7 protein-coding genes and 3 rRNA genes are annotated in these 13,699 nt (G+C 54.6%); 2 read left to right on the top strand and 8 right to left on the bottom strand.

Annotated elements, in window-relative coordinates; all coding sequences use genetic code 11:
• Positions 1–6: 6 nt before the first annotated feature.
• The 6 genes from aceA to GNG26_RS01055 all read right to left on the bottom strand — a co-directional run bounded on the left by aceA (position 7) and on the right by GNG26_RS01055 (position 9,209).
• A complete protein-coding gene (aceA, locus tag GNG26_RS01080; RefSeq protein ID WP_156237501.1) occupies positions 7–1,311 on the bottom strand; it encodes an isocitrate lyase in 1,305 nt (434 codons plus the stop codon).
• A gap of 32 nt (positions 1,312–1,343) precedes the next feature.
• Entirely contained in the window at positions 1,344–2,945 is a 1,602-nt protein-coding gene (aceB, locus tag GNG26_RS01075; RefSeq protein ID WP_156237500.1) for a malate synthase A, read from the bottom strand.
• A 270-nt stretch (positions 2,946–3,215) separates the two neighbouring features.
• The gene (gene metA / locus GNG26_RS01070) at positions 3,216–4,145 is read right to left on the bottom strand and encodes a homoserine O-succinyltransferase (protein WP_103177818.1); all 930 of its coding nucleotides are present in this window, start codon (positions 4,143–4,145) and stop codon (positions 3,216–3,218) included.
• 215 nt (positions 4,146–4,360) lie between these two features.
• Positions 4,361–4,476, bottom strand: a 5S ribosomal RNA gene (gene rrf, locus GNG26_RS01065).
• Between the two features lie 64 nt (positions 4,477–4,540).
• A 23S ribosomal RNA gene (locus GNG26_RS01060) occupies positions 4,541–7,445 on the bottom strand.
• A 224-nt stretch (positions 7,446–7,669) separates the two neighbouring features.
• Positions 7,670–9,209: ribosomal RNA gene (locus GNG26_RS01055) — 16S ribosomal RNA — on the bottom strand.
• The 16S, 23S and 5S rRNA genes sit together here, the layout of an rRNA operon.
• A gap of 556 nt (positions 9,210–9,765) precedes the next feature.
• Here GNG26_RS01055 and purH point away from each other — a divergent pair.
• Both purH and purD read left to right on the top strand, forming a co-directional pair.
• The gene (purH, locus tag GNG26_RS01050) at positions 9,766–11,355 is read left to right on the top strand and encodes a bifunctional phosphoribosylaminoimidazolecarboxamide formyltransferase/IMP cyclohydrolase (protein WP_103825480.1); all 1,590 of its coding nucleotides are present in this window, start codon (positions 9,766–9,768) and stop codon (positions 11,353–11,355) included.
• A 15-nt stretch (positions 11,356–11,370) separates the two neighbouring features.
• Positions 11,371–12,663 (top strand): phosphoribosylamine--glycine ligase, encoded by a 1,293-nt coding sequence (purD, locus tag GNG26_RS01045; RefSeq protein ID WP_114316172.1) that lies wholly within the window; start codon positions 11,371–11,373, stop codon positions 12,661–12,663.
• Between the two features lie 43 nt (positions 12,664–12,706).
• On the opposite strand, the gene GNG26_RS01040 is transcribed toward purD, so the two are convergent.
• On the bottom strand, positions 12,707–13,399 hold the full coding sequence (locus GNG26_RS01040) for a DUF1481 domain-containing protein (protein WP_156237499.1): 693 nt from the start codon (positions 13,397–13,399) through the stop codon (positions 12,707–12,709).
• Between the two features lie 11 nt (positions 13,400–13,410).
• Positions 13,411–13,683: a nucleoid-associated protein HU-alpha gene (hupA, locus tag GNG26_RS01035; protein ID WP_032615913.1), complete on the bottom strand. Its 273-nt coding sequence runs from the start codon at positions 13,681–13,683 to the stop codon at positions 13,411–13,413.
• Positions 13,684–13,699: the final 16 nt, after the last annotated feature.

Genomic DNA, 13,699 nt, shown 5'->3' with positions numbered 1-13,699 from the left:
CCGTTATCAGAACTGCGCTTCTTCGGTCGACCCGGTCAGGGCGGTGACGGAGGAGGCGCCGCCCTGGATGATGGTGGTCACTCTGTCGAAGTAGCCTGTTCCCACTTCCTGCTGGTGCGAGACGAAGGTATAGCCCTTTTGACTTGCCGCGAACTCCGGCTGCTGGACCTTCTCGACGTAGTGCTTCATGCCCTCGCCCTGAGCGTAAGCGTGCGCCAGGTCGAACATGTTAAACCACATGCTGTGAATGCCCGCCAGGGTGATGAACTGGTATTTGTAGCCCATGTCCGACAGTTCCTGCTGGAAGCTGGCGATCGTTTTATCATCCAGATTTTTCTGCCAGTTAAAGGAGGGCGAGCAGTTGTAGGCCAGCAGCTTGCCCGGATACTTCGCATGGATGGCATCGGCAAAGCGTTTCGCCAGCGCCAGATCCGGGGTGGAGGTTTCGCACCACACCAGATCCGCATACGGTGCATACGCCAGGCCACGGCTGATCGCCTGCTCAATGCCGGCATGGGTACGGTAGAACCCTTCGCTGGTGCGTTCGCCGGTAATAAACTGACTGTCGTAAGGGTCGCAGTCGGAGGTGATCAGATCTGCGGCATCGGCATCGGTACGGGCAATCACCAGCGTCGGGACGCCCATGACGTCAGCGGCCAGACGGGCAGCCACCAGTTTCTGGATCGCCTCCTGAGTCGGAACCAGCACTTTGCCGCCCATGTGTCCGCACTTCTTCACGGAGGCCAGCTGATCTTCGAAGTGGACAGCCGCTGCACCGGCTTCAATCATCGATTTCATCAGCTCAAAGGCATTCAGCACCCCACCAAAGCCCGCCTCGGCGTCGGCCACAATCGGCAGGAAGTAATCGACGAAGCGCGGATCGTTTGGCTCAATACCGGATGCCCACTGGATCTGATCCGCACGACGGAAAGTGTTGTTGATTCGCTCCACCACGGCCGGGACGGAATTCGCCGGATAGAGGGACTGATCCGGGTACATGCTGGATGCAAGGTTGGCATCTGCCGCCACCTGCCAGCCTGACAGATAGACCGCTTCAATGCCCGCTTTCGCCTGCTGCAACGCCTGGCCACCGGTCAGCGCGCCGAGGCTGTTGATGTAGCCTTTCTTCGACTCGCCGTGCAGCAGACGCCACATTTTGGCGGCACCCAGCTGCGCCAGGGTGCATTCCGGGTTTACCGAGCCGCGTAACTTCACCACATCCTCAGCGCTATAAGGGCGTTCAATGCCTTCCCAGCGCGGCTGAGTCCACTCATTCTGTAATGCTTCGATCTGTTGGGTACGGGTTTTCATGTGCAGATGCTCCATATTGTTATGTGGTGAAATCAGGCCAGCAGGCGGTAGCCCGGCAGCGTCAGGAAGTCGATTAAGTCATCTGAGGTGGTGATCTGTTCCATCAGGCGCGCGGCGGCGTCGAAGCGACCGCTGCTGAAGCGGTGCTCGCCCAGCTCTTCCTGAATGTTCAGCATCTCTTCCGACAGCATCTGGCGGAACAGGGCTTTGGTGACGGGCTTGCCGTTGCTGAGCGTTTTCTGATGATGGATCCACTGCCAGATAGAGGTGCGGGAGATCTCGGCGGTGGCGGCATCCTCCATCAGACCGTAAATCGGTACACAGCCGTTACCGGAGATCCACGCTTCGATGTACTGCACGGCCACGCGGATGTTGGCGCGCATCCCCTCTTCGGTGCGCTCGCCCTCGCACGGTTCGAGAAGCTGTGCAGCGGTAACGGGCGCATCCTCTTCGCGGGTCACGTGCAGCTGGTTTTTGTTATCGCCCAGGATGCGGTTGAACACCTCCATGGCGGTATCTGCCAGGCCGGGGTGCGCCACCCAGGTGCCGTCATGGCCGTTGCTGGCTTCCAGCTCTTTATCGGCCTTCACTTTGTTCAGCACCTGGGTATTACGTTCGTTGTCTTTGCTGGGAATAAAGGCTGCCATGCCGCCCATCGCGAAGGCGCCGCGCTTGTGGCAGGTTTTGATCAGCAGACGCGAATAGGCATTCAGGAAGGATTTATCCATCGTCACCACCTGACGATCGGGCAGAACGCGATCCGGGTGGTTCTTCAGAGTCTTGATGTAGCTGAAGATGTAATCCCAGCGGCCGCAGTTCAGGCCAACAATGTGGTCACGCAGGGCATGCAGAATCTCATCCATCTGGAAGACCGCAGGCAACGTTTCAATCAGCAGCGTGGCCTTGATGGTGCCGCGCGGCAGTTCAAAACGGTCTTCAGTGTAACTAAAGACCTCACTCCACCAGGCCGCTTCCTGCCATGACTGCGTTTTTGGCAGATAGAAGTAAGGCCCGCTGCCTTTTGCCAGCAGGTTTTTATGGTTATGGAAGAAGTAGAGCGCAAAATCGAACAGGCTGCCGGGGATCGCCTCATTGTTCCAGGTGACATGCTTTTCCGGTAAATGCAGGCCACGTACGCGGCAAACCAGTACCGCCGGGTTGGGCTTAAGCTGGTAGATTTTGCCCGCTTCGTTGGTGTGGCTGATGGTGCCATCAACCGCATCACGCAGGTTGATCTGCCCATCAATCACTTTATTCCAGTCGGGTGCCAGTGAATCTTCAAAATCGGCCATAAAGACCTTCACATTGGCGTTCAGCGCGTTGATCACCATCTTGCGCTCAACCGGGCCGGTGATTTCAACGCGTCGGTCCTGCAGATCCTGCGGGATACCGCGGATCGTCCAGCTTCCTTCTCGAATGGAAGCAGTTTCCGAAATAAAGTCAGGCAGCTTTCCATTATCAATGTCTTGCTGCTGCTGGATACGTGCCGCCAGTAATTTATTGCGCTTTGGCGTGAAGCGAGTCACCAGCTCGGTAAGGAACTCTACGGCATCGGCGGTCAGGATCTGCTTCTCCTGCTCACCATGCGGTTGAGTGAAGGACAGTTCATCGATAATGGTTGCCTGTTGATTCATTGCGCTGCTCCTCTTCATTGATCCGAATTTATTTCCCCCACGCGAACGAAAGATCCTTGTGTAGTTTTCGTTCAGCAGAATTAAGACTATCTCGCTCTACAATAAAATCAAAAACAATTTCCATTTTTAATTTAAATGCTTGGTAACTTGCTGATAAAAATGAATTTAAAAATTTTTCTATAGGCGGAGTGAATTTCGGAAATAAAAAAGGCACCCGAAGGTGCCTTAACTGGAGAGCTGAAACGCTACAGGATGAGGATCGTCAGAGGATTAATCCAGCGTCGGATTCATGTGGCGCAGATCGTACGGCGTGATCTGGTAGACGTAGTAGTTAAGCCAGTTGGTAAACAGCAGATTGCCGTGGCTGCGCCAGGTGGCACGTGGTTTGTTCTGCGGATCGTTTTGCGGGAAATAGTTGTACGGTACGTCCGGATTCAAACCCGCTTCCACATCGCGGAAATATTCGCTCGCCAGGGTATCTGGATCGTATTCCGGATGGCCAGTGACAAAGGCAATACGCTTGTCTTTGCTGGCAAACAGATAGGCATCGCCCTCTTCGGTTTCCGCGAGGATCTCAAGATCGGTGTAGTCACGAATCAATGCAGCCGGGAAATCGGCATAGCGCGAATGCGGCGCCAGGAAGGAGTCATCAAACCCGCGAGTCAGCAGCGCATGAGGGTGCAGAATATGATGCTCGTAGACACCAGAGAGCTTTTCAGTACGGGTTTGTTTAGGGATGCCGTACAGAATGTTGAGCGCCGCCTGGACCGCCCAGCAGACGAACAGGGTTGACGTGACATGATCTTTGGCCCACTCCAGCACCTGCTTGATTTGCGGCCAGTAGGCAACGTCGTTGAATTCAACCAGACCAAGCGGCGCACCGGTAACGATCAAGCCATCAAAGTTCTCGTTACGGATATCTTCAAAGTTGCAGTAGAAGTTATTGAGATGCTCAGAAGGCGTATTACGGGACTCGCGCGCATCAATACGCAGCAGCTGAATATCGACCTGCAGCGGGGAGTTTGAGAGCAAGCGGAGGAACTGGTTTTCCGTCTCAATCTTCTTTGGCATCAGGTTCAGGATAAGCACCTTCAGAGGACGAATTTCCTGACCTGTAGCGCGCGAAGCCGTCATGACAAAGACATTCTCTTCACGCAAGAAATTGACGGCTGGTAGCTCGTCCTGCACCCGAATCGGCATAACCTAAAATCCTCAAAGCATACGTATAAACGTTTAGACATCCAGATAGCTGACAATAACCAGGAATAACCTAAATGTCGAGTCTGCATGTGAAAGGTGAGAAAGTTTCAAGAAAGGGATAGCCGTAGGCCGGGTAAGGCGAGGCCGTCATCCGGCGGTTTACCACAGACGGCAAAAAACCCCGTACCTTGCGGTACGGGGTTTCTTTAATTGATGCCTGGCAGTTCCCTACTCTCGCATGGGGAGGCCCCACACTACCATCGGCGCTACGGCGTTTCACTTCTGAGTTCGGCATGGGGTCAGGTGGGACCACCGCGCTACAGCCGCCAGGCAAATTCTGTAATCTGTATCAGCTGAAAATCTTCTCAAACCCACCGAAACAGCTTCGGCGTTGTAAGGTTAAGCCTCACGGTTCATTAGTACCGGTTAGCTCAACGCATCGCTGCGCTTACACACCCGGCCTATCAACGTCGTCGTCTTCAACGTTCCTTCAGGACCCTTAAAGGGTCAGGGAGAACTCATCTCGGGGCAAGTTTCGTGCTTAGATGCTTTCAGCACTTATCTCTTCCGCATTTAGCTACCGGGCAGTGCCATTGGCATGACAACCCGAACACCAGTGATGCGTCCACTCCGGTCCTCTCGTACTAGGAGCAGCCCCCCTCAATTCTCCAGCGCCCACGGCAGATAGGGACCGAACTGTCTCACGACGTTCTAAACCCAGCTCGCGTACCACTTTAAATGGCGAACAGCCATACCCTTGGGACCTACTTCAGCCCCAGGATGTGATGAGCCGACATCGAGGTGCCAAACACCGCCGTCGATATGAACTCTTGGGCGGTATCAGCCTGTTATCCCCGGAGTACCTTTTATCCGTTGAGCGATGGCCCTTCCATTCAGAACCACCGGATCACTATGACCTGCTTTCGCACCTGCTCGAGCCGTCACTCTCGCAGTCAAGCCAGCTTATGCCATTGCACTAACCTCCTGATGTCCGACCAGGATTAGCTGACCTTCGTGCTCCTCCGTTACTCTTTAGGAGGAGACCGCCCCAGTCAAACTACCCACCAGACACTGTCCGCAACCCGGGTAACGGGTCCACGTTAGAACACCAGCCATTAAAGGGTGGTATTTCAAGGACGGCTCCATGCAGACTGGCGTCCACACTTCAAAGCCTCCCACCTATCCTACACATCAAGGACCAGTGTTCAGTGTCAAGCTATAGTAAAGGTTCACGGGGTCTTTCCGTCTTGCCGCGGGTACACTGCATCTTCACAGCGATTTCAATTTCACTGAGTCTCGGGTGGAGACAGCCTGGCCATCATTACGCCATTCGTGCAGGTCGGAACTTACCCGACAAGGAATTTCGCTACCTTAGGACCGTTATAGTTACGGCCGCCGTTTACCGGGGCTTCGATCAAGAGCTTCGCCTTACAGCTAACCCCATCAATTAACCTTCCGGCACCGGGCAGGCGTCACACCGTATACGTCCACTTTCGTGTTTGCACAGTGCTGTGTTTTTAATAAACAGTTGCAGCCAGCTGGTATCTTCGACTGATTTCAGCTCCACCCGCAGGGGCTTCACCTACATATCAGCGTGCCTTCTCCCGAAGTTACGGCACCATTTTGCCTAGTTCCTTCACCCGAGTTCTCTCAAGCGCCTTGGTATTCTCTACCTGACCACCTGTGTCGGTTTGGGGTACGATTTGATGTTACCTGATGCTTAGAGGCTTTTCCTGGAAGCAGGGCATTTGTTGCTTCAGCACCGTAGTGCCTCGTCATCACACCTCAGCGTTAAAAGGTACCGGATTTACCTGGAACCTCCGCCTACATGCTTAAACCGGGACAACCGTCGCCCGGCCAACATAGCCTTCTCCGTCCCCCCTTCGCAGTAACACCGAGTACAGGAATATTAACCTGTTTCCCATCGACTACGCCTTTCGGCCTCGCCTTAGGGGTCGACTCACCCTGCCCCGATTAACGTTGGACAGGAACCCTTGGTCTTCCGGCGAGCGGGCTTTTCACCCGCTTTATCGTTACTTATGTCAGCATTCGCACTTCTGATACCTCCAGCATGCCTCACAGCACACCTTCGCAGGCTTACAGAACGCTCCCCTACCCAACAACACATAGTGTCGCTGCCGCAGCTTCGGTGCATGGTTTAGCCCCGTTACATCTTCCGCGCAGGCCGACTCGACCAGTGAGCTATTACGCTTTCTTTAAATGATGGCTGCTTCTAAGCCAACATCCTGGCTGTCTGTGCCTTCCCACATCGTTTCCCACTTAACCATGACTTTGGGACCTTAGCTGGCGGTCTGGGTTGTTTCCCTCTTCACGACGGACGTTAGCACCCGCCGTGTGTCTCCCGTGATAACATTCCTCGGTATTCGCAGTTTGCATCGGGTTGGTAAGCCGGGATGGCCCCCTAGCCGAAACAGTGCTCTACCCCCGAGGATGAATTCACGAGGCGCTACCTAAATAGCTTTCGGGGAGAACCAGCTATCTCCCGGTTTGATTGGCCTTTCACCCCCAGCCACAGGTCATCCGCTAATTTTTCAACATTAGTCGGTTCGGTCCTCCAGTTAGTGTTACCCAACCTTCAACCTGCCCATGGCTAGATCACCGGGTTTCGGGTCTATACCCTGCAACTTAACGCCCAGTTAAGACTCGGTTTCCCTCCGGCTCCCCTATACGGTTAACCTTGCTACAGAATATAAGTCGCTGACCCATTATACAAAAGGTACGCAGTCACACCCCGAAGGATGCTCCCACTGCTTGTACGTACACGGTTTCAGGTTCTTTTTCACTCCCCTCGCCGGGGTTCTTTTCGCCTTTCCCTCACGGTACTGGTTCACTATCGGTCAGTCAGGAGTATTTAGCCTTGGAGGATGGTCCCCCCATATTCAGACAGGATACCACGTGTCCCGCCCTACTCTTCGAGTTCACAGCATGTGTGCTTTCGTGTACGGGAGTATCACCCTGTACCCTGCGACTTTCCAGACGCTTCCACTAACACACAAGCTGATTCAGACTCCGGGCTGCTCCCCGTTCGCTCGCCGCTACTGGGGGAATCTCGGTTGATTTCTTTTCCTCGGGGTACTTAGATGTTTCAGTTCCCCCGGTTCGCCTCGTTAGCCTATGTATTCAGCTAACGATAGTGCAACGGATTGCACTGGGTTTCCCCATTCGGACATCGCCGGGTCAAGGGTTCATATCACCTCGCCGGCGCTTTTCGCAGATTAGCACGTCCTTCATCGCCTCTGACTGCCAGGGCATCCACCGTGTACGCTTAGTCGCTTAACCTCACAACCCGAAGCTGTTTCACTTCGCGTTGTGAAAATTTGAGAGACTCGAACACACCTTCATCTGTTCTTATTACGGAGAACAGACACAGTGTGTCGTTTCAATTTTCAGCTTGATCCAGATTTTTAAAGAGCAAAACTTCTTAATGCACTCAAAAGTACATTCAGAAGTTCATCATTCATCAGACAATCTGTGTGAGCACTACAAAGGCAGGTTCTTTAAGGTAAGGAGGTGATCCAACCGCAGGTTCCCCTACGGTTACCTTGTTACGACTTCACCCCAGTCATGAATCACAAAGTGGTAAGCGCCCTCCCGAAGGTTAAGCTACCTACTTCTTTTGCAACCCACTCCCATGGTGTGACGGGCGGTGTGTACAAGGCCCGGGAACGTATTCACCGTAGCATTCTGATCTACGATTACTAGCGATTCCGACTTCATGGAGTCGAGTTGCAGACTCCAATCCGGACTACGACGCACTTTATGAGGTCCGCTTGCTCTCGCGAGGTCGCTTCTCTTTGTATGCGCCATTGTAGCACGTGTGTAGCCCTACTCGTAAGGGCCATGATGACTTGACGTCATCCCCACCTTCCTCCAGTTTATCACTGGCAGTCTCCTTTGAGTTCCCGGCCGGACCGCTGGCAACAAAGGATAAGGGTTGCGCTCGTTGCGGGACTTAACCCAACATTTCACAACACGAGCTGACGACAGCCATGCAGCACCTGTCTCAGAGTTCCCGAAGGCACCAAGCCATCTCTGGCAAGTTCTCTGGATGTCAAGAGTAGGTAAGGTTCTTCGCGTTGCATCGAATTAAACCACATGCTCCACCGCTTGTGCGGGCCCCCGTCAATTCATTTGAGTTTTAACCTTGCGGCCGTACTCCCCAGGCGGTCGACTTAACGCGTTAGCTCCGGAAGCCACGCCTCAAGGGCACAACCTCCAAGTCGACATCGTTTACGGCGTGGACTACCAGGGTATCTAATCCTGTTTGCTCCCCACGCTTTCGCACCTGAGCGTCAGTCTTTGTCCAGGGGGCCGCCTTCGCCACCGGTATTCCTCCAGATCTCTACGCATTTCACCGCTACACCTGGAATTCTACCCCCCTCTACAAGACTCAAGCCTGCCAGTTTCAAATGCAGTTCCCAGGTTGAGCCCGGGGATTTCACATCTGACTTAACAGACCGCCTGCGTGCGCTTTACGCCCAGTAATTCCGATTAACGCTTGCACCCTCCGTATTACCGCGGCTGCTGGCACGGAGTTAGCCGGTGCTTCTTCTGCGAGTAACGTCAATTGCTGAGGTTATTAACCTCAACACCTTCCTCCTCGCTGAAAGTACTTTACAACCCGAAGGCCTTCTTCATACACGCGGCATGGCTGCATCAGGCTTGCGCCCATTGTGCAATATTCCCCACTGCTGCCTCCCGTAGGAGTCTGGACCGTGTCTCAGTTCCAGTGTGGCTGGTCATCCTCTCAGACCAGCTAGGGATCGTCGCCTAGGTGAGCCATTACCCCACCTACTAGCTAATCCCATCTGGGCACATCCGATGGCAAGAGGCCCGAAGGTCCCCCTCTTTGGTCTTGCGACGTTATGCGGTATTAGCTACCGTTTCCAGTAGTTATCCCCCTCCATCAGGCAGTTTCCCAGACATTACTCACCCGTCCGCCACTCGTCACCCGAGAGCAAGCTCTCTGTGCTACCGTTCGACTTGCATGTGTTAGGCCTGCCGCCAGCGTTCAATCTGAGCCATGATCAAACTCTTCAATTTAAGTTTGATGCTCGTGAATTAAACTTCGTAATGAATTACGTGTTCACTCAGAGACTTGGTATTCATTTTTCGTCCGAGGACGTTAAGAATCCATGTCACTTTGAGTGCCCACACAGATTGTCTGATAAATTGTTAAAGAGCAGTGCAACGCGGCTTTCGCTCACCGTTGCGAGGTGGCGTATATTACGCTTTCCTCTTTCAGAGTCAAGCGATTATTTTCGCTTTTCTCCTCAACCGGCCCGGCTGTTAGTGTGAAGTGATTCACATCCGCCGTGTCGATGGAGGCGCATTATAGGGAGTTCTCCGGCGCCCGCAACCCTTAAATGTCATAAAAATGACTGACTGCTGCATTCCCCAGCAAAAGCCCGCCTTATACCTGATTACACACAGACTTATCCACAACGTGACGAAAAAGTGAAAATGTGCGAGCGTTGCGCAAACGTTTTCGTTAAAATGCTCGCGCTAAATAAAGTGCCCCGCCAGGTGTGTTAGTTGAGTTTTTATCGGGAAAATTCACCTAACGCTCTCTGTAATCGTCAAATCCAGGGGATTTACCATGCAACAACGTCGTCCAGTCCGCCGCGCTCTGCTCAGTGTTTCTGATAAAGCCGGTATCGTTGAATTCGCTCAGGCACTTTCTGCACGTGGCGTAGAGCTGCTGTCCACAGGCGGTACTGCTCGCCTGTTAGCAGATAAAGGCCTGCCGGTAACCGAAGTGTCCGATTACACCGGTTTCCCGGAAATGATGGATGGACGCGTCAAAACTCTGCACCCGAAAGTCCACGGCGGCATTCTGGGTCGTCGCGGTCAGGATGACGGCATTATGGATCAGCACGGGATTGCGCCAATCGACATGGTAGTTGTTAACCTTTATCCATTCGCCCAGACCGTCGCCCGTGAAGGCTGCTCTCTGGAGGATGCGGTAGAGAATATCGATATTGGCGGCCCAACTATGGTGCGCTCCGCCGCGAAGAACCATAAGGATGTGGCCATCGTCGTAAAGAGCAGCGACTACGACGCCATTATTAAAGAGATGGATGCCAACGAAGGTTCACTGAATCTCGAGACCCGTTTCGACCTCGCCATTAAGGCCTTTGAACATACCGCCGCTTACGACAGCATGATCGCTAACTACTTCGGTAGTCTGGTCCCTGCCTACCACGGCGAAAGCAAAGATCCCTCTGGTCGCTTCTCCCGCACCTTAAACCTGAACTTCATTAAGAAGCAGGATATGCGCTACGGCGAAAACAGCCACCAGCAGGCTGCCTTCTATATAGAAGAAGAGGTAAAAGAAGCCTCCGTTGCTACTGCGCAGCAGGTGCAGGGTAAAGCGCTCTCCTATAACAACATTGCGGATACCGACGCGGCGCTGGAGTGCGTGAAAGAGTTCAGCGAGCCCGCCTGCGTTATCGTGAAGCACGCGAACCCATGCGGCGTGGCGGTCAGCACCTCTATTCTGGATGCATACGATCGTGCGTACAAAACTGACCCGACCTCAGCGTTTGGCGGCATTATCGCGTTTAACCGCGAGCTGGATGCCGAAACCGCCCAGGCGATTATCTCCCGCCAGTTTGTGGAGGTGATCATCGCCCCTTCGGCCACCGAAGACGCCCTGAAAATCACCGCGGCAAAACAGAACGTGCGCGTGCTGGTCTGCGGTCAGTGGGCAGAACGCGTTCCGGGCCTCGACTTCAAGCGTGTGAACGGTGGCCTGCTGGTTCAGGATCGTGACCTGGGCATGGTCAGCGAGAAAGATCTGCGTGTCGTCACCAAACGTCAGCCTACTGAGCAGGAGCTGCGTGACGCGCTGTTCTGCTGGAAAGTGGCGAAGTTCGTGAAATCCAACGCCATCGTCTATGCGAAAGAGAACATGACCATCGGTATAGGCGCGGGCCAGATGAGCCGCGTTTACTCTGCGAAAATCGCCGGGATTAAAGCGGGCGACGAAGGCCTGGAAGTTAAAGGCTCCGCCATGGCGTCCGACGCGTTCTTCCCGTTCCGTGACGGTATCGATGCAGCTGCGGCAGTGGGCATCACCTGCGTGATCCAGCCTGGCGGCTCTATCCGCGACGACGAAGTCATTGCCGCCGCCGATGAACATGGCATCGCGATGATCTTCACCGACATGCGTCATTTCCGCCATTAATTCCCGGAGCAGAGAATGAAAGTATTAGTGATTGGTAACGGCGGGCGCGAGCACGCCCTGGCGTGGAAAGCGGCGCAGTCTGCGCAGGTTGAAACCGTCTTTGTGGCGCCGGGTAACGCCGGTACCGCCCTGGAGCCCACCCTGCAGAACGTCGCTATCGGCGTAACCGATATCCCGGCGCTGCTGAGCTTTGCCCAGAATGAGAAGATTGACCTGACCATCGTGGGCCCGGAAGCGCCGCTGGTCATTGGCGTGGTAGACGCATTCCGTGCCGCGGGCCTGACCATCTTCGGCCCAACCGAAGGCGCCGCCCAGCTGGAAGGCTCTAAAGCCTTCACCAAAGATTTCCTCGCGCGTCACAACATTCCGACCGCGGAATATCAGAACTTCACCGAAGTGGAGCCCGCGCTGGCTTACTTACGTGAAAAAGGCGCGCCGATTGTGATCAAAGCCGACGGTCTGGCAGCGGGTAAAGGCGTTATCGTGGCGATGACGCTCGAAGAAGCAGAAGCTGCCGTTCAGGATATGCTGGCAGGTAACGCCTTTGGTGATGCAGGCCACCGTATCGTTATCGAAGAGTTTCTTGATGGCGAAGAGGCGAGCTTTATCGTCATGGTCGACGGCGAGCATGTGCTGCCGATGGCCACCAGCCAGGATCATAAGCGCGTTGGCGATGCCGATACCGGCCCGAATACCGGCGGGATGGGGGCTTACTCCCCTGCCCCTGTGGTAACGGACGAAGTTCACCAGCGCACCATGGATCGCATCATCTGGCCAACCGTGAAAGGAATGGCGGCGGAAGGCAACACCTACACTGGTTTCCTCTATGCTGGCCTGATGATCGACAAACAGGGCAACCCGAAGGTTATCGAGTTCAACTGCCGCTTTGGCGACCCAGAAACGCAGCCAATCATGCTGCGCATGAAATCCGATCTGGTAGAGCTGTGCCTGGCGGCCTGCGAAGGCAAGCTAGACGAAAAAAGCTCTGAGTGGGATGAGCGTGCTTCTCTGGGCGTGGTAATTGCGGCGGGCGGTTATCCGGGCAACTACAACACCGGGGATGAGATCCACGGCCTGCCGCTGGAAGCCATCGAAGGCGCGAAGGTATTCCATGCGGGGACTAAGCTCTCCGATGACGAACGCGTGCTGACTAACGGTGGCCGCGTCCTGTGCGCCACGGCGCTGGGCAATACCGTCGCAGAAGCGCAGCAACGCGCCTATGCCCTGATGGCGGATATTCACTGGAACGGTAGCTTCAGCCGTAACGATATTGGTTACCGCGCCATTGCGCGCGAGCAAGGGAAGTAATTACCCCTTTCACCAGTCCCTCTCCCGCAAGGGAGGGGGATTTTCAGAAACTCTTCTCTGTCGGCTGCCAGGTACAAAAATCTTCGTTCGCCACCAGCAGCAGCTGTGATCCTTCAGGCGCTTCCAGCCACGCCACGCTCACTGCCATGGAGGAGTGACTCTGCCGGCGTGCAATGTGTTCCGTTGCCCAGCTATCGAGATCCGGCTTCAGGGTCTGGCCTTCACACGTTGTCACGGAGCCGTCAACATGCCAGCGCCCCTGATGTAGCACCACCCTTCCCTGTCGCAGCGCGTCGCTGGTCTGGCGAATCTGCGCGGCGCGGTAGCGGTAAAGCTCGATTTGATCGGTAGAGAGTTGCTGTTTAAGGCCACCGGTTTCGTGCTGCATAAAGCTCAGCTCACCGTGGTCGTCAAAGCGTACCCGCACATGCTCGGGGACTTTACTGTAGATGTTTATGTCAATCCAGACGAGCGTATCGCCCTGCCAGCGATATTCACTGGTGGTGGTACTGCCGCTGTGCCAGGGGCTAAACGCGGAGAGGAGATGGACTTCATTGTCTGAATCTTTACGCCAGACGCGTACCGCGCCCTGATCGTCAGCGTAGCCGCTGGCGGTAAAAGGCGGCAGGGAGGAGTCATGGCTACAGGCGGTTAATACAAATATGCCCGCCAGCACCGTCACCTGGCGCCAGACAGACAAAAGGGGCGAAACCGCCCCCTCGATAAAACTGTTCACTGCTACGCGGCTTACTTAACTGCGTCTTTCAGTGCTTTGCCAGAAACAAATGCTGGCACGTTGGCTGCAGCGATTTTGATTTCGTTACCGGTCTGCGGGTTGCGGCCAGTACGCTCAGCGCGGTGGTTCACTTTGAAGGTACCGAAACCTACCAGTTGTACAGCATCGCCTTCTTTCAGAGACTCAGTAATTGCAGCCAGGGTGGATTCCAGAGCAGCTTTAGCCTGTACTTTAGACAGGTCAGCTTTGTCCGCAATTACATCAATCAGTTGAGTCTTGTTCATAAGTTATCCTTTCAAT

The sequence above is a fragment of the Leclercia sp. J807 genome, assembly GCF_009734465.1.
Taxonomy (GTDB): domain Bacteria; phylum Pseudomonadota; class Gammaproteobacteria; order Enterobacterales; family Enterobacteriaceae; genus Enterobacter.
Note: the sequence above shows the minus strand (reverse complement) of the source record. Positions and strands in the feature narration are given on the sequence as shown.